Origin of the sequence: Streptomyces sp. HSG2 (assembly GCF_016598575.1) — a bacterium.
Taxonomy (GTDB): Bacteria; Actinomycetota; Actinomycetes; order Streptomycetales; family Streptomycetaceae; genus Streptomyces.
On record NZ_CP066801.1, the window covers coordinates 2,069,729 to 2,091,225 of the forward strand.

At 72.5% G+C, this 21,497-nt stretch carries 18 protein-coding genes, 1 pseudogene and 1 riboswitch; of the genes and pseudogenes, 6 read left to right on the plus strand and 13 right to left on the minus strand.

Annotated elements, in window-relative coordinates; genetic code table 11:
• The first annotated feature begins 64 nt into the window (after positions 1–64).
• Together JEK78_RS08495 and JEK78_RS08500 are read left to right on the plus strand one after the other, a co-directional pair.
• Positions 65–283, plus strand: a complete 219-nt coding sequence (locus JEK78_RS08495) for a hypothetical protein (RefSeq protein WP_200263496.1) — start codon at positions 65–67, stop codon at positions 281–283.
• Positions 284–451: 168 nt separating this feature from the next.
• A complete protein-coding gene (locus tag JEK78_RS08500; protein ID WP_200263497.1) occupies positions 452–646 on the plus strand; it encodes a hypothetical protein in 195 nt (64 codons plus the stop codon).
• A 40-nt stretch (positions 647–686) separates the two neighbouring features.
• Here JEK78_RS08500 and JEK78_RS08505 read toward each other — a convergent pair.
• Together JEK78_RS08505 and JEK78_RS08510 are read right to left on the minus strand one after the other, a co-directional pair.
• Positions 687–872, minus strand: a pseudogene (locus tag JEK78_RS08505) (amidohydrolase family protein); the annotation flags it as partial.
• Positions 873–895: 23 nt separating this feature from the next.
• On the minus strand, positions 896–1,378 hold the full coding sequence (locus JEK78_RS08510; RefSeq protein WP_242483305.1) for a hypothetical protein: 483 nt from the start codon (positions 1,376–1,378) through the stop codon (positions 896–898).
• Between the two features lie 324 nt (positions 1,379–1,702).
• Here JEK78_RS08510 and JEK78_RS08515 point away from each other — a divergent pair, with 324 nt between their 5' ends.
• Entirely contained in the window at positions 1,703–3,160 is a 1,458-nt protein-coding gene (locus JEK78_RS08515; protein WP_200263499.1) for a hypothetical protein, read from the plus strand.
• Between the two features lie 30 nt (positions 3,161–3,190).
• On the opposite strand, the gene JEK78_RS08520 is transcribed toward JEK78_RS08515, so the two are convergent.
• Positions 3,191–4,315, minus strand: coding sequence for a tetratricopeptide repeat protein (locus JEK78_RS08520; protein WP_200263500.1), 1,125 nt, complete (start codon positions 4,313–4,315; stop codon positions 3,191–3,193).
• Positions 4,316–4,900: 585 nt separating this feature from the next.
• Positions 4,901–5,911, minus strand: coding sequence for a polyprenyl synthetase family protein (locus JEK78_RS08525; protein WP_200263501.1), 1,011 nt, complete (start codon positions 5,909–5,911; stop codon positions 4,901–4,903).
• A 582-nt stretch (positions 5,912–6,493) separates the two neighbouring features.
• A riboswitch (cyclic di-AMP (ydaO/yuaA leader) is annotated at positions 6,494–6,656 on the plus strand.
• A 7-nt stretch (positions 6,657–6,663) separates the two neighbouring features.
• Here JEK78_RS08525 and JEK78_RS08530 point away from each other — a divergent pair.
• Positions 6,664–7,161 (plus strand): transglycosylase SLT domain-containing protein, encoded by a 498-nt coding sequence (locus JEK78_RS08530; protein ID WP_200263502.1) that lies wholly within the window; start codon positions 6,664–6,666, stop codon positions 7,159–7,161.
• A gap of 116 nt (positions 7,162–7,277) precedes the next feature.
• Here the strand turns inward: JEK78_RS08530 and JEK78_RS08535 are convergent, their stop codons facing one another.
• Positions 7,278–8,087 carry an HAD family hydrolase gene (locus JEK78_RS08535; protein ID WP_200264051.1) on the minus strand — a complete coding sequence of 270 codons (810 nt, stop codon included), beginning with the start codon at positions 8,085–8,087 and terminating at the stop codon, positions 7,278–7,280.
• A 365-nt stretch (positions 8,088–8,452) separates the two neighbouring features.
• On the opposite strand from JEK78_RS08535, the gene fahA reads away from it, so the two are divergent.
• Entirely contained in the window at positions 8,453–9,664 is a 1,212-nt protein-coding gene (gene fahA, locus JEK78_RS08540) for a fumarylacetoacetase (RefSeq protein ID WP_200263503.1), read from the plus strand.
• A gap of 284 nt (positions 9,665–9,948) precedes the next feature.
• Positions 9,949–10,887: a M56 family metallopeptidase gene (locus JEK78_RS08545; RefSeq protein ID WP_200263504.1), complete on the plus strand. Its 939-nt coding sequence runs from the start codon at positions 9,949–9,951 to the stop codon at positions 10,885–10,887.
• 92 nt (positions 10,888–10,979) lie between these two features.
• Here JEK78_RS08545 and recQ read toward each other — a convergent pair whose 3' ends face one another.
• From recQ to nuoH, 8 genes are all read right to left on the minus strand, one after another.
• On the minus strand, positions 10,980–12,935 hold the full coding sequence (gene recQ / locus JEK78_RS08550) for a DNA helicase RecQ (RefSeq protein WP_200263505.1): 1,956 nt from the start codon (positions 12,933–12,935) through the stop codon (positions 10,980–10,982).
• Positions 12,936–13,109: 174 nt separating this feature from the next.
• Positions 13,110–14,759 (minus strand): NADH-quinone oxidoreductase subunit NuoN, encoded by a 1,650-nt coding sequence (gene nuoN / locus JEK78_RS08555; RefSeq protein ID WP_200263506.1) that lies wholly within the window; start codon positions 14,757–14,759, stop codon positions 13,110–13,112.
• Complete coding sequence (locus JEK78_RS08560; RefSeq protein ID WP_200264052.1) at positions 14,756–16,327, minus strand: NADH-quinone oxidoreductase subunit M; 1,572 nt, start codon at positions 16,325–16,327, stop codon at positions 14,756–14,758. The genes nuoN and JEK78_RS08560 overlap by 4 nt, the downstream gene beginning before the upstream one ends.
• A gap of 5 nt (positions 16,328–16,332) precedes the next feature.
• On the minus strand, positions 16,333–18,303 hold the full coding sequence (gene nuoL, locus JEK78_RS08565; protein WP_200263507.1) for an NADH-quinone oxidoreductase subunit L: 1,971 nt from the start codon (positions 18,301–18,303) through the stop codon (positions 16,333–16,335).
• 15 nt (positions 18,304–18,318) lie between these two features.
• Entirely contained in the window at positions 18,319–18,618 is a 300-nt protein-coding gene (gene nuoK, locus JEK78_RS08570; RefSeq protein WP_200263508.1) for an NADH-quinone oxidoreductase subunit NuoK, read from the minus strand.
• Positions 18,615–19,457, minus strand: a complete 843-nt coding sequence (locus tag JEK78_RS08575) for an NADH-quinone oxidoreductase subunit J (protein ID WP_200263509.1) — start codon at positions 19,455–19,457, stop codon at positions 18,615–18,617. The genes nuoK and JEK78_RS08575 overlap by 4 nt, the downstream gene beginning before the upstream one ends.
• The gene (nuoI, locus tag JEK78_RS08580) at positions 19,454–20,104 is read right to left on the minus strand and encodes an NADH-quinone oxidoreductase subunit NuoI (RefSeq protein WP_200263510.1); all 651 of its coding nucleotides are present in this window, start codon (positions 20,102–20,104) and stop codon (positions 19,454–19,456) included. Before nuoI ends, JEK78_RS08575 begins: the two co-directional genes overlap by 4 nt.
• Positions 20,097–21,452: an NADH-quinone oxidoreductase subunit NuoH gene (gene nuoH / locus JEK78_RS08585; RefSeq protein WP_200264053.1), complete on the minus strand. Its 1,356-nt coding sequence runs from the start codon at positions 21,450–21,452 to the stop codon at positions 20,097–20,099. The genes nuoI and nuoH overlap by 8 nt, the downstream gene beginning before the upstream one ends.
• Between the last annotated feature and the right edge of the window lie 45 nt (positions 21,453–21,497).

Genomic DNA, 21,497 nt, shown 5'->3' on the forward strand with positions numbered 1-21,497 from the left:
GTCGACTCATTCTGGACGGCGTGACGAAACCACACCGCACCACCGCCCAGGGAGGCGTGTCCCCATGGCCATCGACCTTGATCACGCGATCGTCCGCTCGACCACCACCCTGGTCGCGCACGACCGGCCGACCCTGCGGGAGGACGACCTCGGCATGGCCAAGCCGACCGGCTCCGTCGTCACCTTGGCGCCGGTGATCTTCATCGGCGGCGTTCTCTGCGCCACCATGGCTCTCTGCGCCGCCGCGACCGTCGCCCACGCCACCGTGGGCGACCCCGAGTAGAACGACGCGCCGCCTCGCGGGCCGGGGCGGTCGCGCCCTTTGGTGGAGAGAAGACCCCCCGACGAGCCGGCCGACCGGATGACGCGCGGACCGCGACGACGAGCCACTCTGGAAGAGCCCGTAGGAGCACCCGAAGAGCCGAAGTGACCACACAGGAGACCCGACAAGATGACTGCCACGCACACGAGCCACGGTGACCGCTACGCCGACACTCTCTCCGCCAGCCTTCCGGCGGACCTCCGGGAGAACGACAGCGGGACCACCCGTCCCGTGGACGGCCCCGTCGCCTCCACTCCGGTGGGCATCGCCTTCACCATCGCGACCGTCGTCGGCTTCGCCGCGCTCGGCAAGGCCGTCGGCTGACTCTCCCGGCACCCCCGCCCTCCGGGGCTCGCGGGTGGTGTCACTCCCCGCCGGTGCCGACCGGGCGGCCCGCCGCCAGAACGTGCCGGACCCGCCGCAGCGCCGCGATGTCGGCCAGCGGGTCACCGTCGACGACGAGCAGGTCGGCCCGCATGCCGGGGGCCAGTGCGCCGGTGTCGGAGAGGCCGAGAGCGTGCGCCGCGTCCACGGTGGCCATGTCGACGACCTCACCCTCGCCACCACGACGCGTCATCCCCGCCCGCCGGCGGGCGGGCCGGACGCGTCGTCCTGGTCCAGCACCGCGATCATTCCGAGCAGTTCCCGGCGCATGGCCGGGGTCATGGCCCCCGCCCGCATGGCGATGGCCCGCACCTGGTGATCGGCGAGCCGCCGGCGGAGCAACTCCTCCTCGGGGTCCTCGGGAGCGATCAACGTCCGCACGGTGATCGGGGCGGCGCCCGCGGGTCTGTGGTCGTCGAAGAATTTCGCGAGGGCCTCCAGCACGCCCAGCGACGGGTTGGCGTGCGACCCGTTCCGCAGCATGGCGAGATAGCTCCGCGAGAGGGTCGTCGCGTGCGACGGGTCCTCCGTCACCGCCTGGGCCACCTGCGCGGTGGAGAATTCCTTGCGCCGACCCCGGGTGTCCGCGGAACAGGTCAGGGCGAACAGGGCGTTCAATCGGTCGGCCAATGACCGCCGCCGCTCACCCCCACCCTCTGTCGTCGTGACCACGGCCCCAGCATAAATTCGGCCCTCGCATCGCGGCGATCACAGATCAGCCATTTCATGTCGGTCTCTCGGCCTATATGGATCATTGGTTGACCTCAAGTAGGCCTCAGTGCCAATATTTTGGAGTCTTGCCGAAAGGCAGGGCGATCACGGGGAAGGCGACAGGGGAGCAGCGCGCGGGGGACGCTGTCGTCACGATGTGGGCCACACCTCCAGGAGGTGTGGCCCACATCGTCTCCACGCAACCGATCGACAGGCGAACAGGTCTTCTCCGTCGGTCGGCGGATCGTCGGCCCGCCACACCGCCGACCACGAGAAGGCCCCGCGTTGACATCCCGCCCCCCGGCGACCGGACGTCGCCTCCCGCCCCTCTGGTCGCTGCCCGCGCTGTGGACGGTGGCCCTCGGGCTCTGGGAGCTGTCCCGTCAAGAGAGCGTGTGGCGTGACGAGGCGGCCACCTGGCAGGTCGCCCTGCGGTCCCCGGGCGAGATAGGGCACCTGCTCGGACAGGTCGACGCCGCTCACGGGCTCTACTACCTGTCGATGCACGGGGTCTTCGCCGTCTTCGGGCCCGGCGTCTCCGCGCTGCGACTGCCGTCCGTGCTGGCCGTGGCCGTGGCCGCGTCCTGTGTCACCGTCATCGGCCGCCGGCTGGGCGGGAACATCGCCGGTCTCGGGGCCGGAACGGCCCTCGCCCTGCTCCCGGCGGTGCAGTTCCACCTCCAGGAAGGCCGGCCGTACGCGCTGGTCCTCGCCGGTGTGGCGATCTCCACACTGATGCTGGTGACCCTCCTCCTGGACCCCTCCGGGGCGAGCGCGCCACGCTGGGTGGCCTACGGCGTGACGATACTGGCGACCGCGCTGCTCAACTGGCTGTCCCTGACGATCCTGCTCGCCCACGCGGTCACCCTGACCTGGACGGGCGCCCGCCGCTCCGTGTGGATCCGATGGGCCCTGACAGCCGCGGCGGCCGGGGCGGGAGCCCTCCCCCTCGTTCTGCTCAGCCTGGGCCAGTCCGCCCAGGTCTCCTGGATCCCCGCGCTCACCTGGCACACGCTGATCGGCCCGGCGGTACTGTCGGCGGTCGGCGGTCTCGGCGCGCTCCTGGAACGGCCGCGCGGACGCCGGCTCTCGGTGACCGCCGTCGGGCTTCCGCTGCTGGTGGTGCCACTGCTCACCCTGGCGCTCCTCTCCCTGATCCGGCCTCTCTTCGTCGACCGGTACGTCCTGTTCGCGATGCTCGGCCTCGCCCTGCTGATCGGGGCCGCCCTGGAGGCGGCCGTCCGGGCCGCGAGACCTCGATTCCCGCGCGCCGCCCGATGCGTGCTCCCGGTCGCGGTCGTCCTGGCCTGGTCGGCGCTGCTCCCGCACTCGCTGGCCACCCGGTCCCCCGCGAGCCGGGTCGACGACGTCCTCGCCGCGGCGGCGGACGTCGACAGGCTCGCCTCACCGGGGGACGCCGTCCTGTTCGTGCCCGCAGCGCGCCGCGACACCAAGTCCGTCTCGCCCGGGGCGTTCACGGGGCTCCGGGACATCGCGCTGGCCCGGGACCCGGTGGAATCCGGCACGTTGAAGGGGGTGGAGGAGTCCCCTGACCGGATACGCCGGGAGATGCTGACGCGTCGACGGATCCTGCTGGTGACCGACGCCCCGGAGGCCGCGCGACCCCTCTCGGCGGAACGGGATCGCGTCAAGACGGACACTCTGCGGCGATACTTCACACCGGTCGCGGACGAGCGGGCACGCGGACGGCGAGTGATCGTCTACGAGCGGGGCGAGGGCTGACCGCGCCCTCCCGGCGGGCCGCCGCCTCGGTCAGCCCGTGCCGGCGCGGACCCGATCGGCGAGCCTGCCCATCCGCGCTCGGGCGGCCCGCAACGCGTCGAGGTCGGCGGCGGCCGGGCCCGGCTCGGCCGCCAACTCGCTCCACAACTCGATCAACTCGGCACCGAGTTCCATCCCCTGCCGGGGGTCCCGGACCGCGCGCCAGGCGGTCAGCGCGCCGTGGACACCGCCGTAGGCGGCCTCCGGGTCGCCCGTCCGACGATGGGCGCGCGCCGAATCCAGGCAGAGACGCAGCGCGCGGACGGGGTCCCCGGAGAGGAAGGCGACGTAGGCGGACACCTCGCGCAGGCGCAGCACCTCGGGATGGTCCGGCCCGAGGAGTCGAGAGGCCCGTGCCCGTGCCTCGGCGGCCTCCCGGTCCGCTTCGGCCGTTCGACCGGACCGGATCGCCTCGTGGATCCGTCCGACGGCCTCCGCGAGGAAGGCGGGCGTCTCGATGGCCGGCCGCTCGCCGCCCGGGTCCGCTCCCAACACCGCCTCGGCCACCGCGTCGAAGCCGCGAGGCGGGGTGCGTGAGGGCGCGGGCGCCGCGTCCGCGCCGGTGGAGGGGCGCGCCGGGGGCTCCGGTGGGCCGCCCGGCGCCTCCATCCGGGGAGGCGGGCCGAACGCGCCCGTCGGGGGCGCCACCGTGCCCCGGACGACCGTGGGGGCCGTGGGGGAGGCCACGAGCGCGAGGGTGACGGGCGTGGACGCCGGCGTGGTGGCGCGGGGCGCCGACCGCGTCGGATCGGGTACCGCGCGTGGTCGGTCCGCGGCGGGCTCGGTGGCCCGCACGGGGTCGCCTGCCAGGTGGCTGGCCCCGTCCGGGTCGACGCGGAGCGGGACGACCCAGCCGATCGTCTCGTCGTGGACGGTGGCCAGGACCGGCCGACCGGCGGCGAGTGCCAGGCACTGCAACCGGTCGAGCACGGCGGCCTGAACCGACTCGCCGGGGCCGGGCGAGACCGGGACGCCGTCGACCGAGCCCGGGCCCTCGCCCCGTACGCGGACCTCCAACGGCCCGGCCCGCCCGGCCCCCGAGGCGGAAGGGGTGGAGACGAACGGCCTCTCGACGGGCCGGTCGTCTCGTCTGCGGTCGCGGCTGAGTCGAGCCATCGTCCCCTCACTCGTCGGCGGGCCGCGCGGCCCGGTCGCCGCGTCCGGCTCCGCACCGTCGGCGCTGTTCGGGCCGTCGCCTTCGAGTGTCTCCGGCTGTCCACGGCTCCCGCGTCACCACGCTGTCACAGGCTCGTCCCAGGAGGTCGCGCCCCGCCGGTGGGGGCGAGGGGTTCCTGGTGCGCGGGGCGGACGGACCCGGCGCGCGGACCGGGCCGAGAGACCGGGCCCCCCGGGGGGCGGCGGCGAGCGTCGGGAGATCCGTCCGACCGGAGCCGCGGCCACGCCGACCACCTCGCGGGCATCGCTTGGCGCGGTCCCGCCCGCGGCTCCGCTCCCGCCGGTCCGGCGGACGTGCCACCGCCTCCGGGCTTCTCACCCGAATCGGTGAGGAGGGGCGCTCCCCCGCGACGTCCGGGCGGTCGGAGTCTGGGCGGGCGGCCGGTCGGTGTCGGGGCGGGGCGTGGGGGCCGTCGGCCCCGCCGGGGTCGCGGGCGGGTGCGGACGCCCGATCCCGAGGGCACGGCCCTTGCCCTGCCGCGGTGGGGCGTTCCGCGCGGGGGCCGGGCGGGAGCCCGGGGTCGCTCAGCCGGCCCGGTGGACCACGGCGTCGCAGAGATCCACCAGCGCGGTCTTGGCCTCGCACTCCGGCAGTGGTGTCAGGGCGGCGCGGGCCTCCTCGGCGTATCGGACGGTGTCCCGCCGGGCCTGGAGCAGCGCCGGGTGGGCGCGCAGCAGGCGCACCGCCTCGGCGAGCCGGGCGTCGTCGCCGAGGTCGGCGTCGAGCAGCTCGCACAGCTCCCGGTCCTCGGGCAGCCCGAGGCGCGAGGCGCGCTCGCGCAGGCGCAGTACCGGAAGGGTGGGGATGCCCTCGCGCAGGTCGGTGCCGGGGGTCTTGCCGGACTCGCGGGAGTCGGAGGCGATGTCGAGCACGTCGTCGGCGAGTTGGAAGGCGACGCCGAGCCGCTCCCCGTACTGGGTGAGCACGTCCACCACGCTCTCCCGCGCGCCGGAGAGCATGGCGCCGAAGCGGCAGGAGACCGCGACCAGGGAGCCCGTCTTGCCGCCCAGCACGTCGAGGTAGTGGTCGACGGGGTCCCGCCCGTCCTGCGGCCCGGCCGTCTCCAGGATCTGCCCGGCGACGAGCCGCTCGAAGGCCTGTGCCTGGACCCGGACGGCCTCGGGGCCGAGGTCGGCGAGGATCCGAGAGGCACGCGCGAAGAGGAAGTCGCCGGTCAGCACGGCGACGGAGTTGGCCCAACGGGTGTTGGCGCTGGGCACCCCGCGGCGCACGGCGGCCTCGTCCATCACGTCGTCGTGGTAGAGCGTGGCGAGGTGGGTCAGCTCCACGACGACGGCAGACGGGACGATGCCGGGGGCGTCGGGGTCGCCGAAGCGGGCGGCGAGCATCACCAACAGGGGACGGAACCGCTTGCCACCGGCTCGCACCAGGTGCTGGGCGGCTTCCGTGATGAACGGCACCTCGCTCTTCGTCGCTTCGAGCAGCCCTTCCTCGACAGCCGCCATCCCGGCCCGGACATCGGCCTCCAGAGCCTGGTCCCGCACGCTCAGCCCGAACGGCCCGACGACGGTCACGAGGGGTCTCCTGTCTGCTGGTGTCTTCTGGCGGCTACGCGGTTCGTCGATAGGTCGCCGACCTCATCCGCGTCAGCGTATCCGGTCACGTTTCGATCACCGCGAGCGCCCGCCATCGGGGGTCGGGCGGCGTTCGATCACGGAAGGCCCCCTCCGATCAGGTGATACGCCGGACCGGCGGCCGGCGGGTCGCTCACGGGGGCCTCCGGCACGCGGGAGGCCCCTCGGGCCCCCGCGCTCGACCCCGGCTCGCTCCGACGCCGCCCCGCCCCCACGGGACGCGCACCGCCTCGGCGGGAGATCAACGCCCGATTGTCGCTTTCCATACCTTTTGCCACCTTCCCGATCGGGAGTGAGTTGACTCACCCGACCCAGGTGTCACCGCGGTCACCGTCGCCCCCTCCCGGCCCCGGACGAGGGCCAGTTGACCCCCGACAGGACCCCGCCGCCACCCCGGCCCGGGGGGCGGATCTCGGATGCCCGGCGATTCGGGCGAATCAACCCCTTGTTCCGGACATGCCCCCTCGCATACGTTCCCGGCTTGTCGGGTGGACGCCCAGTCCTGCCGCCACCCGAACCGACACCCATCGATCGACCCACCCACGGCAGGAGCGGGGGACCCAGGTACATCGCCGTACGGTCACCCACCGGCACGGCTCGGGGTGAAGCCACGTCCCTCGCGGGCGCGGCCGGGCATCTCCCGCCCGAACCCGACAGCTCACCTCGCAGGCGTGGGAGAGGAACCCCATCACATGTTCGCCACAGACCCGCCCCGCCCCGCCCGGCCCGTCCGGAACGGGCGCCTCGCCCGCAGGCTCGCCGCCCTCGGCGCCGGCGCCGCCGTCCTCGCCCTCCCGCTCGTCGGCGCCACGAGCGCCGTCGCCGCCACGAGCGCGCAGCCGGTCACGACGGCCACGTCGGCCGGCTACACCGACGACCTCGACGGCTGGATCCGCGCCTCCCTCGACGTCATGGCCCGGCACGGCATCCCGGGCTCCTACGACGGGATCCACCGCAACATCATGCGGGAGTCGTCCGGCGACCCCCAGGCGATCAACAACTGGGACGTCAACGCCCTCAACGGCACTCCGTCCAAGGGCCTGCTCCAGGTGATCGACCCCACCTTCACCGCCTACCACGTGGCCGGCACCTCCTGGGACCCGTACGAGCCCGTGGCCAACATCACCGCCGCCTGCAACTACGCCGCCGCGACCTACGGCTCCATCGACAACGTCTTCGGCGCCTACTGAGCCCCGGGGGCGCCCCGGCCCTCCCCGCACCGCACCGCGCCGTCGCCGCCGACTCCGACCCGCTCCGCCCACGCGGACGCGGGGCCGGGGCGTCGGCGTCGGTGTCGGCGCGGCGATCAACTCGGGAAGAGCCGCTCCAGGACGGCCGCGACCCCGTCGTCCTCGTTCGATCGGGTGACCTCGTCGGCCACCGCGAGCAGTTCGGGGTGGGCGTCGGCCATCGCGACGCCGTGCGCGGCCCACCGGAACATCGGGATGTCGTTGGGCATGTCGCCGAAGGCGACGGTCTCCTCCGGCCCGACCCCCCACCGTGCGGCGGCCATCGCCAGTCCGGTCGCCTTGGTGACCCCCGCCGGCTGCAACTCCACCGTGCCCGGCCCCGACATCGTGACCGTCGCGAGAGTCCCCACCACGCCGCGCGCCGCAGTGGCCAACTCGTCGTCGCTCAGGCGTGGATGGCGCAGCAACACCTTGCTGATCGGCGCGGTCCACAGGTCCTCGCGGCGGTCGACACGCACGGCGGGCAGCGTCGGACGCGGCATCCGGTACCCCGGCTCGATCAACGTCAGTCCGTCGGTGCCGTCCTGGTCGACACCCGCGTACACCTCACCCACCTCGGCCTCGATCTTGCCCAGGGCGGTCTCGGCCGGCTCCCGGTCCAGGGTGACCGACCACAGCAGCCGGTCGCTCCCGGCGTCGTAGAGTTGCGCGCCCTGGCCGCACACCGCCGGACCCACGCAGCCGAGTTCCGCCAAGAGCGACCGTACCCGGGGCGCGGGCCGGCCGGTCACCACCAGGTGCCGCGCACCGGAGTACACCACCCGCGCCAGAGCGGCCCGCGACCGCGCCGACACGGTGTCGTCGCCGCGGAGCAGCGTTCCGTCGAGATCGGTGGCCACGAGCGTGTACGCGATGGGGTCCATGATCAGAGAATACGGACATCGCGTTCCGCCGCCCCGGGCCCGGACCACACCCGAAACGGTCGCGATGGCGGACGGTCAGGAACGGTCCGACGCCGCGCGGTTCGCGCCCGGTTGCCGGCGCATCCGGTACCGCCCGCGAGCCACGCCGATCGAGCCCCGAGGCCGGACCCGGCGACCGCTCGCGACGCCCAGGCCCCGAGACCGTCGCCCGTTCCCGTCCCGCGCGCGACACCGGAGCCCTGCCCAGGACCCACGCGTCACACGTAACGTGGGCGCGGCCCGCGGCCACCCCGGCGACGGCACTCGACCGCGGCACCACGCACGGCGCACCCCGCGCAGACGCGAACACGAGAGCGAGGCAGCACCCGATGCCCCCCTTCGATGTCCCCGAGGGCGACCCCTTCGGCCCGCACAACCTCCCGTACGGCGTCTTCTCCCTCCCCGACACCGGGCGGCGGACGGTGGGCGTCCGGCTCGGCGACCACGTCCTCGACGTCGGCGCGGCGGCCCGGGCGGCCGGCTCCCGTCACGCCTCGCTGCTCGACCGGCCGAGCCTCGACCCCCTGCTCGCGGCGGGCCCCGCCGTCTGGTCGGACGTACGGCGCGATCTCCTCGCCTGGGTGAGCGAACCCGCACACCGGGAAACACTGGAACCGCTGTTCCATCCCCTGGCGTCGGTCGCCCTCCACCTGCCCTTCACCGTGGCCGACTACGTCGACTTCTACGCCTCGGAGAACCACGCCCGCAACGTCGGCCGCATCTTCCGCCCGGACGCGGCGGACCCCCTCACCCCGAACTGGAAGCACCTGCCGATCGGCTACCACGGCCGCTCCGGCACGGTGGTCGTCTCGGGCACGGACGTCGTGCGCCCGTCCGGGCAGCGCAAGGCACCGGCCGACGCCGCCCCCGTCTTCGGTCCGTCCCTCCGGCTGGACATCGAGGCCGAGGTGGGCTTCGTGGTCGGCAAGCCCTCCCCGCCCGCCCGCCCCGTGCCACTGGGGGACTTCCGCGAGCACGTCTTCGGCCTGTGCCTGCTCAACGACTGGTCCGCGCGGGACATCCAGGCCTGGGAGTACGTCCCGCTCGGCCCCTTCCTCGGCAAGTCCTTCGCGACCTCGGTGTCGGCCTGGATCACCCCCCTGGACGCCCTGGAGTCGGCCCGGGTGGCCCCCCCGGAGCGCACCCACCCCCTGCTGCCCTACCTGGACGACTCCGGCGAGGAACCCGGCGGCTACGACCTGAGGATCACCGTCGACGTCAACGGACACCCGGTCTCCGAGCCCCCGTTCGCCACCATGTACTGGACCGCCGCCCAGCAGTTGGCCCACCTGACCGTCAACGGGGCGTCGCTGCGGACCGGCGACCTGTACGGCTCGGGAACCGTGAGCGGCCCCACCGAGCGCGAGCGGGGCTCACTGCTGGAACTGACCTGGAACGGCCGACGGCCGCTGGCCCTCCCGGACGGAGAACGGGCCTTCCTGGCGGACGGGGACGTGGTCACCCTCTCCGGCTGGGCCCCGGGCGCCGGCGGCAGCCGGGTGGGGCTGGGCGAGGTCACCGGACGGGTGGTCGCCGGCTGACCGGAGCCCGGCCCCGAGACCTCCGCGCGGCCGGTGCTCGACGGGGAAGCGCCGCGGTGACGGGCGCGCGCCCCGCGGCAGGGGACGGCTCGCAGGCGTCCGGCTCCGGCGGCTGACGTGAGCCGGCGCGTTTGGGCATACTGGCGGGCGGGTGGGAAGGGCCATGCGCCCCGGGCACGGCCCTTCCCACCCCCCGCGGCCGGCACCCCCGGCGTCGGCGCCCGCGGGCTCCGCGTCCGACGGCGAACGCGGAGGTGTCCGCGCTGTCCGCATGGGAAGGGCTCATGGCCTTCTGTCTGCTCCTGCTGAGCGTGGTCGCGCTGACCACCGCCGTCCCGGCGGCGCGGGCACTGAGCCGGGCCGAGTGGACCGAACGCGATCCGATCGTCGGGCTCTGGGCGTGGCAGTGCCTCGTCGCCGGGGCGCTGCTGTGCATCCCCGCGGCCCTGGCGCTGGGCGGCTCCGCCGTCTTCGACACCGTCCACGCCCGGCTCTTCGCGCCCGCCCCGCCCGAGGTGGCCGCGGCCTACGCCCTGTCCCCCGGGCCCGCCGGAGCCGCCGCGCTGGTCCTGTTGCCGGCCTGCGGCGCGGGTTGGACGGTCGCCGTCCTCGTCCGCGAACTGCTCGCCGCGCGTCGCCGCCACGCCAGGTCCCGCGCCCGGCTCCGGGAACGCGCCCCAGAGTTGCCGGCGGGGCTGGCCGGCGGGGCCGACCCGCTGCTCGTCGTGGAGGACGCCTACCCCGACACCTGGCGGGTGCCCGGTCGGTCGCCCCGCCTGGTCGTCACCACCGGCGCGCTGCGACGCCTGAGCGACGGCCAGCTCGACGCCGTGCTCACCCACGAGCGCGACCACGCCCGTGCCCGGCACGACTGGCTGCTGCACCTGTCCACCGCGCTCGCCGACGGCTTCCCGCGGGTTCCCCTGTTCGCCCACTTCCGCGACCAGACACACCGGCTGGTGGAACTCGCCGCCGACGACGCGGCCTCCCGCCGCTGCGGTCACCGGACCACGGCCCTGGCCCTCATCGAGCTGAACCAACACCGCGGAGTGCTCTCCTGCGCCTCCAGCCACCGCCTCCTCGGTGAGCGCGTCGGTCGACTCCTGGATCCCCGGCCCCGGCCGCGCCGCCGACGACGCGCTCTGGCGACGGCCGCCGCGTCGCTCGTCCCCCTCCTGCCCCTGGTGATCACCTTCGTCCCGGGCCTCACCGCCCTGCCCTAGCCGAGGCGCGCGGCCTCCGGGGGCCCGGTCCCCGGAGGCCGAAGGAGAGCGGTTCCCTGGGCGCCCCGGCGTCGGGCCGGGGTCCCTCGGGGTCAGTCCCGCGCGGGTGGCTCGTCCGCGCCCTCGGGAGCGAACGACTCCGCTTCGTCCGGCACGGCCTCGGCCGGAGCGGCGAGGCCGGCCAGCACCTCCAGCACCGCATCCCCGTACGTCTGGAGCTTCTTCTCGCCGACCCCGGTGACCGAGCCGAGCTGGGAGATCGAGGTCGGACCGACCGCGGCGATCTCGCGGAGCGTGGCGTCGTGGAAGACGACGTAGGCGGGCACACCCTGCTCGCGCGCTCGCTCCCCCCGCCAGGACCGGAGCGCCTCGAAGACGGGCACCAGCTCGGCGGGGAGATCCGGCGCGGCCGTCCGCTCGGCGCCCCGCTTCCTCGCCCCGGCGGGCCCTCCGCCCCCGCGGGGGGCCCGCTCCTTTCTCAGGGGCACCTCCCGCTCCCGGCGCAGGACTTCGCCCGCCGCGGCGGTCAGGACCAGGGTTCCGTACTCGCCCTCGACGGCGAGCAGTCCCTGGGCGAGCAGCTGCCGGATCACACCCCGCCACTCCGCCTCGGTCAGGTCCGCGCCGATGCCGAAGACGGAGAGCTGGTCGTGGTCGAACTGGACGACCTTGCCGGTGCGCTTGCCCAGCAGGATGTCGACGATCTGTCCGGCACCGAACTTCTGGCCGCGCTCCCGCTTCAGCCGGACCACCGTGGACAACGCCTTCTGCGCTGCGACGGTGCCGTCCCACGTCTCCGGCGGGTCGAGGCAGACGTCGCAGTTGCCGCAGTCGGCCGCCGCCCGTTCCTGGCCGAAGTAGGCGAGGAGCCGTCCTCGCCTGCATCGGACGGTCTCGCAGAGCGCGAGCATCGCGTCCAGGTGCCCCTGGGCGCGGCGGCGGAACGCCGGGTCGCCCTCGCCGGACTCGATCAGCTTGCGCTGTTGGACGACGTCGTTGAGGCCGTAGGCCATCCAGGCGGTGGAGGGCAGGCCGTCGCGCCCGGCCCGCCCGGTCTCCTGGTAGTAGCCCTCGACCGACTTGGGCAGATCGAGGTGGGCGACGAAACGCACGTCGGGTTTGTCGATGCCCATGCCGAAGGCGATGGTGGCGACGACCACCAGCCCCTCCTCTCGGAGGAACCGGGCCTGGTTGGCCGCCCGGGTACCCGCGTCAAGGCCCGCGTGATAGGGGACCGCCTCGACGCCGTGCCGGGTGAGGTACTCCGCGGTCCGTTCGACGGAGTTGCGCGAGAGGCAGTACACGATGCCGGCATCGCCGGCGTGCTCCTCCCGCAGGAACCCCAGCAGCTGCTTCCTGGGGTCGGTCTTGGACACGACGCGGTACCGGATGTTGGGCCGATCGAAGCTGGCGACGAAGTGCCGGGCGTCGGGCATGTCCAGCCGGGCGGTGATCTCCTCGTGGGTCGCGGGGGTGGCCGTGGCGGTGAGGGCGATCCGAGGGACCTCGGGCCAACGCCGCCCGAGCAGCGACAGGGTCAGGTAGTCGGGCCGGAAGTCGTGGCCCCACTGCGAGACACAGTGCGCCTCGTCGATGGCGAACAGCGCCACCCGACCCCGGGAGAGCAGGTCCAGCGTGCCTTCGAGACGCAACCGCTCGGGGGCAAGGTAGAGCAGGTCCAGCTCTCCGGCGAGGAACTCGGCTTCCACCATGCGGCGTTCCTCGAAGTCCTGGGTGGAGTTGAGGAAACCCGCCCGGACGCCCAGCGCCCGCAGCGCGTCCACCTGGTCCTGCATGAGCGCGATGAGCGGGGAGACCACGACGCCGGTGCCGGGCCTCACCAGGGAGGGGATCTGGTAGCACAGCGACTTGCCCCCACCGGTCGGCATGAGCACGACCGCGTCGCCGCCGCCGACCACGTGGTCGATGACGGCGCCCTGCTCTCCGCGGAAGTCCTCGTATCCGAAGACCCGGCGCAGCGCCTCCCGCGCCGCGCTCTCCGACCCCGTCCGTACCCTGTCGCCGATCACGCTCGTCCCGCCCGTCATCCCGGCCCCCGCACTCCCTGGTCTCGGTCCGCGTCGCACCGGACCTCCCGTGTCCCACCCTCTCCCCACGATAGAGGCCCGCGGCCCCTCTCCCACGGCCGTCCACAGGCCCGGGCACGCCGCGGGCCCGGCGCCCCCGAGGAGCGCCGGGCCCGCGGCCGGGTATCCGGCCGGTCAGCGCACGAAGACGCCGGCCTGGCCGGCCAGGTCGAGGAAGTACTGCGGCGCCACCCCGAGCACGACCGTGACCAGGAGGCCGACGCCGATCGCGGTCGTCGTCAGCGGCGAGGGGACCGCGACGGTGGGCCCCTCCGGCTTGGGCTCGCTGAAGAACATCAGCACCACGACCCTGATGTAGAAGAAGGCGGCGACCGCCGAGGAGAGCACGCCGATCACCACCAGCGGCACCGCCCCGCCGTCCGCCGCGGCGCTGAACACGGCGAACTTCCCCGCGAAACCGGAGGTCAGCGGGATGCCCGCGAAGGCCAGCAGGAAGACCGCGAAGACGGCGCCGACCAGGGGGGACCGGCGACCCAGCCCCGCCCACTTGGACAGGTGTGTGGCCTCGCCGCCCGGGTCTCGCACGAGGGTGACCACCGCGAAGGCCCCGACCGTCACGAACGAGTAGGCCGCGAGGTAGAACAGCACGGACGACACCCCGGCGGGGGTGGCGGCGATGACACCGGCCAGGATGAACCCCGCGTGGGCGATCGACGAGTACGCCAGCAGGCGCTTGACGTCGGTCTGGGTGACCGCCAGGATCGCCCCGCCCAGCATGGTGACGATGGCGACGGCCCACATGACCGGCCGCCAGTCCCAGCGCAGCCCGGGCAGGACGACGTAGAGGATGCGCAGCAGCGCGCCGAAGGCCGCGATCTTGGTCGCCGCCGCCATGAATCCCGTCACCGGCGTCGGGGCTCCCTGGTAGACGTCGGGAGTCCACATGTGAAACGGCACGGCGCCGACCTTGAACAACAGTCCCGCCACGACCAGTGCGGAGCCGATCAGCAGCAGCGCGTCGTTGCCCATGGTCTCGGCGAGCACCGGGGTCACGTCGGGGACGGTGCCGTCCACGACCTGCGCGATCCTGCCGTACGAGAGCGAACCGGCGTACCCGTAGAGCAGGGCGATGCCGAAGAGCAGGAAGGCGGAGGAGAAGGCGCCGAGCAGGAAGTACTTCACCGCCGCCTCCTGCGACAGCAGCCGCCGGCGACGGGCCAGGGCGCACAGCAGGTAGAGCGGGAGCGAGAGCACCTCCAAGGCGACGAACAGCGCCAGCAGGTCGTTGGCCGCCGGGAAGACCAGCATCCCGGCGACCGCGAAGAGCAGCAGCGGGAACACCTCGGTGGTGGTGAAACCGGCCTTGACTGCCTTGCGTTCGCCCTCGCCGCCCGGTACGGCGGCGGCCTGTGCCGCGAAGGAGTCCACCCGGTTGCCTTCGGCCTTGGGGTCGAGGCGCCGTTCCGCGAAGGTGAACAGACCGACGAGGCCGACGAGGAGGATGGTGCCCTGTAGGAAGAGCGCCGGGCCGTCGACGGCGACGGCACCCATCGCCGCGATGCCGGCGCGAGTGGTTCCGTAGCCGTTGGCCGCGAGGGCGACGACCGCCGCGAACGCCGCGGCGAGCGCCACCGCCGAGAGGAAGACCTGTGCGTGGTACCGGTACCTGCGCGCCACGGTCGCCTCGACCAGGATGCCGAGGACCGCGGCGGCCACGACGATGAGGATGGGGGCGAGGGGCCCGTATTCGATCTTGGGAGCGTCGATCCGCTCCACTGGCTGCGCCGCGACCGTCCACAGGCTGTGGATCGCTGTGCTGCTCACCTGGCCGCCTCCACCTCGGGCTGGGGGTCTGTCATCCGGACGTCCGACATGGTCCGCTCGACAGCGGGGGCGACCACGTCCGTGAGGGGCTTGGGGTAGACGCCCAGCCCGATCAGCAGCGCCACCAGCGGCGCCACCACGACCAGTTCCCGGACTCGGAGGTCGGGGAGCCTGGCGATCTCGGGTCGGACCGGCCCGGTCATCGTCCGCTGGTAGAGGACGAGGGTGTAGAGGGCGGCGAGCACGATCCCGAACGTGGCGATGACGCCCACGACCGGATAGCGCGTGAAGGTGCCGACCAGGACGAGGAACTCGCTCACGAACGGCGCGAGCCCCGGGAGCGAGAGCGTGGCCAGACCGCCGATGAGGAAGGTGCCGGCGAGGACCGGCGCGACCTTCTGCACGCCGCCGTAGTCGGCGATGAGCCGCGACCCCCGGCGGGCGATCAGGAAGCCCGCCACGAGCATCAACGCGGCGGTGGAGATGCCGTGGTTGACCATGTAGAGGGTGGCGCCCGACTGTCCCTGGCTGGTCATGGCGAAGATCCCCATGACGATGAACCCGAAGTGCGAGATCGACGCGTAGGCCACCAGCCGCTTGATGTCCCGCTGACCCACCGCGAGCAGGGCTCCGTAGACGATGCTGACCAGCGCGAGCGCCAGCACCACCGGCGTGGCCCAGACGCTGGCCTCGGGGAAGAGCTGGAGGCAGAACCGCAACATCGCGAAGGTGCCGACCTTGTCGACGACCGCCGTGATCAGCACGGCGACGGGGGCGGTGGATTCCTGCATCGCGTTGGGCAACCAGGTGTGCAGCGGCCACAGCGGCGCCTTCACCGCGAAGGCGAGGAAGAAGCCGAGGAACAGCCACCGCTCCGTGCTGGTCGCCATGGTCAGCTCGCCGGACGCGCGGGCCTCGGCGATCTCGGTGAGGGAGAAGGTCCCGGCGACGACGTACAGGCCGATCACCGCGGCCAGCATGATCAGACCACCGGCCAGGTTGTAGAGGAGGAACTTCACCGCCGCGTAGGACCGTTGTGTCGCCGCGGCCCTCTCGCCGTGTTCGTGGGCCCGGTCTCCGAAGCCGCCGATCAGGAAGTACATCGGGATCAGCATCGCTTCGAAGAAGACGTAGAAGAGGAAGACGTCGGTCGCCTCGAAGGAGACGATGACCATCGCCTCCACCAGCAGGATCATCGCGAAGAAGCCCTGGGTGGGGCGCCAGCGCCCGCTGCCGGTCTCCAGGGGGTCGGCGTCGTGCCATCCGGCCAGGACGATGAAGGGGATCAGGAGCGCGGTCAGGGCGATCAACGCCACCCCGATGCCGTCCACGCCGAGTTCGTAGCGGACCCCGAAGTCGGCGATCCAGGCGTGCGACTCGGTGAGTTGGTAGCGGTCGCCGCCGGGGTCGAAGAGCACCAGGATCGCGATGGCCGGCACGAGCGTGGCCAGCGAGAAGGAGAGCGCGAGCCACTTCGCGGCGGTCCGCTTGGCCGCCGGCACGGCCGCCGTCGCGATCGCGCCGAGGGCCGGGAGCGCCGCCGTCACGGTGAGCAGGGGAAAGGACATCGCCATCAGACCGCCCTCATCAGCAGGGTCGCGGCGACCAGGACCGCCGCGCCGCCGAACATCGACACCGCGTACGAGCGCGCGAAGCCGTTCTGCATCCTCCGCGCCCGCCCGGAGAGGCCGCCGACCGAGGCCGCCGTGCCGTTTACCACGCCGTCGACCAGGGTGTGGTCGACGTAGACCAGGGATCGTGTGAGGTGTTCGCCGCCGCGGACGAGGACCACGTGGTTGACGTCGTCCTGGTAGAGGTCGCGCCGGGCCGCTCGGGTGAGCAGGGAGCCTCGGGGAGCGACGGCGGGGACCGCCCTGCGCCCGTACTGCGCCCAGGCGACGCCCACGCCCACGACCATCGTGGCGACCGTCGCCAGGGTGACCGTGAGAGCGCCGATCGGTGGATGGCCGTGCTCGTACGCGGTGATCGGTTCGAGCCAGTGAACGAAGCGTTCGCCGATGCCGAGAAAGCCTCCGGCGAATACCGAGCCGAAGGCGATCACGATCATCGGGACCGTCATGACCTTGGGCGACTCGTGCGGCCGCGGCGGGGTGTGGGCAGCCGCCCGCGCGGTGTCGGGGGTGGGCCCCTCGCCCCCCGCCGCCGTCGGGGGACGGCGCCAGCGCTCCTCGCCGAAGAAGGTCATCAGCATCACGCGCGTCATGTAGTAGGCCGTCAACGCCGCGCCCAGGAGGGCGACGCCGCCGAGAATCCATCCCTCGGTGCCCCCCTTGGCGAACGCCGCTTCGATGATCTTGTCCTTGGAGAAGAAGCCGGACAGACCGGGGAACCCGATGATGGCCAGGTAGCCGAGGCCGAAGGTGGCGAAGGTGATCGGCATGTACCGGCGCAGCCCTCCGTACCGGCGCATGTCCACCTCGTCGTCCATGCCGTGCATGACGGACCCCGCGCCGAGGAACAGTCCGGCCTTGAAGAAGCCGTGGGTCACCAGGTGCATGATGGCGAAGACGTAGCCGATCGGGCCGAGCCCCGCCGCGAGGACCATGTAGCCGATCTGCGACATGGTCGAGCCGGCGAGCGCCTTCTTGATGTCGTCCTTGGCGCAACCGACGATCGCTCCGAAGATCAGCGTCACCGCGCCCACGATCGCCACGACCAGTTGGGCGTCGGGCGCCCCGTTGAAGATCGCCGCGGATCGGACGATCAGGTACACGCCCGCCGTCACCATCGTGGCGGCGTGGATGAGCGCGGAGACCGGTGTCGGGCCCTCCATGGCGTCCCCGAGCCAGGACTGCAGGGGCACCTGGGCGGACTTGCCGCAGGCGGCGAGCAGCAGCAGCAGCCCGATGGCGGTGAGTCGGCCCTCGCCGGCCTCGCCCGCCAGGCCGACTTCGCCCTGGCCTCCCAGCACCGGTCCGAAGGCGAAGGTCCCGAACCAGAGGAACATCAACATGATCGCGAGGGACAGGCCCATGTCGCCGACCCGGTTGACCAGGAAGGCCTTCTTCGCCGCGGTGGCCGCGGTGGGCTTGTGCTGCCAGAAGCCGATCAGCAGGTAGGAGGCGAGCCCCACACCCTCCCATCCCACGTACAGCAGGAGGTAGTTGTCGGCGAGGACGAGGAGCAGCATCGCCGCCAGGAAGAGGTTCAGGTAGCCGAAGAAGCGGCGGCGGCGCTCGTCGTGCTCCATGTAGCCCACGGAGTAGAGGTGGATGAGCGAGCCGACACCGGTGATCAACAGCACGAACGTCATCGACAGCTGGTCCAGCCGGAAGGCCACATCGGCCTGGAAACCCTCGACCGGGATCCAGCTGTACAGGTACTGGGTCAGGGTGCGGTCCTCGGCGCCCCGGCCCAGCATCACGGCGAAGAGCACCGCCGCCAGGACGAAGGACACCGCCGAAAGCGCGGTGCCGACCCAGTGGCCGACGCCGTCCAGCCGGCGTCCCCCGCACAGCAGCACGGCCGCTCCGAGCAGGGGCGCCGCCACGAGCAGCGCGATCAGATTCTCTGCGTTTGTCACGGTTCTAACGACCCCTCACAGCTTCATCAGGCTCGCGTCGTCGACCGAGGCCGAGTGGCGGGAGCGGAACAGGGACACGATGATCGCCAGTCCCACCACCACCTCCGCGGCGGCGACGACCATCGTGAAGAAGGCGATGACCTGGCCGTCGAGGTTGCCGTGCATGCGGGCGAAGGCCACGAAGGCCAGGTTGCAGGCGTTGAGCATCAACTCGACGCACATGAACAGCACGATGGCGTTGCGCCGAAGGAGCACCCCGGTGGCGCCGATGGTGAACAACAGCGCGGCGAGGTAGAGGTAGTTGACGGGGCTCACTCGGCCTCCTCCTCGGCCCGACGGAATCCGGTCGGCTCGATCTCCGTGCGCTCCAGGCGCTCCTCGGACCGCTGCTCCAGGGCGCGCAGCCCTTCGAGGGCCTCACGGGAGACGTCCCGGACCTGGCCCCGCGCGCGCAGCGTCCCGCTGACCGTCAGCTCCGAGGGCGTGCCGTCGGGCAGCAGCCCGGCGATGTCCACGGCGTTGTGGCGGGCGTACACGCCGGGCGCCGGCAGAGGCGGCACGTGGGTTCCCTCGCGGACCCGTCGCTCGGCCAGCTCGCGCTGGGAGGGGGGGCGCTCGGTGCGCTCCCGGTGGGTCAGCACCATCGCCCCGACGGCGGCCGTGATCAGCAGAAGGCCGGTCAGCTCGAAGGCGAAGACGTACTCGGTGAACAGGGCGGCGGCGAGACCCTGCACGTTGCCCCCCGCGTTCGCGGCGCCGATGCCGGCGAACTCCGACAGCGAGGCGTTGCCGATGCCGCCGACGAGCAGCGCCCCGAAGCCGAGCGCGCAGACCAGGGCCCACCACCGCTGACCCCTGAGGGTCTCCTTCAACGAGTCCGCGGCCGTGACGCCGACAAGCATCACGACGAACAGGAACAGCATCATGATGGCCCCGGTGTAGACCACGATCTGCACGACACCGAGGAAGTAGGCCCCGTTGGCCAGGTAGAAGACGGCCAGCACGATCATGGTGCCGGCCAGGCAGAGCGCGCTGTGCACCGCCCGCCTCAACAGGACCGTGCCCAGGGCGCCGACCACCGCGACCGTGCCGAGGATCCAGAACTGGACGGCCTCCCCGGTGGAGGTGGTGTAGGCGGCGAGGTGGCCGGTCATCGCTCGATCACCTTGCCCGAGGCCGGTTCGTCGTCGCCGAAGGTCGAGGCGGCCTCCTGCACGGTCTCGTCCTGGGAGGCGACCGTCTGCCGCTCGGTGCCCGGCGCGGCTTCCGTCACCAGGCCCCGGTAGTAGTCCTGCTCGTCGGTGCCGGGGTACATGGCGTGGGGGCTGTCGACCATGCCTTCCTCCAACCCCGCGAGCAACTGCTCCTTGGTGTAGATGAGGTCGGCGCGGGTGGAGTCGGCCAGCTCGAACTCGTTGGTCATCGTGAGGGCCCGGGTGGGGCACGCCTCGATGCACAGCCCGCAGAGGATGCAGCGCGCGTAGTTGATCTGATAGACGCGCCCGTATCGCTCTCCCGGGGAATAGCGCTCCTCGTCGGTGTTGTCGGCGCCCTCCACGTAGATGGCGTCCGCCGGGCAGGCCCATGCGCACAACTCGCAGCCGACGCACTTCTCCAGACCGTCGGGGTGCCGGTTGAGCCGGTGTCGCCCGTGGAAACGGGGAGCGGTGGTCTTGCGCTGCTCCGGATACTGTTCCGTGAGGCGCTTGCGGAACATGGCCTTGAAGGTCACGCCGAAACCGGCCACGGGGTTGTGGAAGCCGGGTTCGCTCCGTCCGGCCTCCTCGGGCTCCTCAGCCATCGGACCCCTCCTTTCCTTCGGTGGATCGACCCAGCGGCACGTCACCGTGAGCATCCGGTCCGCCACTGACGATCAGCTCCCGCTCCCGGCGCGGCCGGCGGCGGGGCACCGGTGGCAACTCCTGCCCCGGAAGCGGAGGTACGGGGAAACCGCCCGCCATGGGATCGAACGGGGCGACCGCGTCGGCGGGCTCCTCCGCCGGTGGCTCCGCCCCCCGGGCCCGCTCGCGGTACATGTCGACCACGAAGGAGAGCAGAAGCAACGCGAGCACGGCCCCACCGATCCAGAGCGCGATGTCCGCGAAGCCATAGCCCTCGTTGCGCAGGGCCCGCACCGCGGCGACGAGCATCAGCCACACCAGCGAGACCGGGATGAGCACCTTCCAGCCCAGCTTCATCAGCTGGTCGTACCGGACCCGGGGGAGGGTGCCCCGCAGCCAGACGAACCCGAACAGCAGCAGCACCACCTTGACGACGAACCACAGCATCGGCCACCAACCGTGGTTGGCGCCCTCCCAGAAGGTGCTGATCGGCCAAGGCGCCCGCCAGCCGCCGAGGAACAACGTGGTCGCGATCATGGAGACCGTCACCATGTGCACGTATTCGGCGAGCATGAACATCGCGAACTTGATCGACGAGTACTCGGTGTTGAAACCGCCGACCAGGTCGCCCTCGGACTCGGGCATGTCGAAGGGGGCCCGGCTGGTCTCCCCGACCATCGTGACGACGTACAGAAGGAAGGAGACCGGCAGCAGCACCAGGAACCAGCGGTCCTCCTGCTGGCCCACGATCGAGGAGGTCGACAGCGAACCGGAGTACAGGAAGACCGAGGCGAACGCGGCACCCATGGCGATCTCGTAGGAGATCATCTGCGCGGCCGACCGCAGTCCGCCCAGGAGGGGATAGGTCGACCCGGAACTCCAGCCCGCCAGCACCATGCCGTAGACGCCGACCGCGCCGACCGCGAGGAGGTAGAGGGCCGCGATCGGCAGGTCGGTGAGCTGCATCGTGGTGCGCTGACCGAAGATCGAGACCTCGTTGCCGGCGGGCCCGAAGGGGATCACGGCGATCGACAGGAAGGCCGGCACCGCCGCGACCACCGGGGCCAGGACGTACACCACCTTGTCGGCGCGCCGGACGACCACGTCCTCCTTGAGCATGAGCTTCACGCCGTCGGCCAGGGACTGGAGCATGCCCCAGGGCCCGTGCCGGTTGGGACCGACACGACGCTGCATCCAGGCGACGACCTTCCGCTCCATGACGATGGAGATCAGGACCGTCACCATCAGGAAGGCGAAGCAGAACACCGCCTTGAGCAGCACCAGCCACCACGGGTCGCGGCCGAACATCGACAGATCGTCGGCGGCCAGGGGGATCTCCCCCGCGACGAGGAA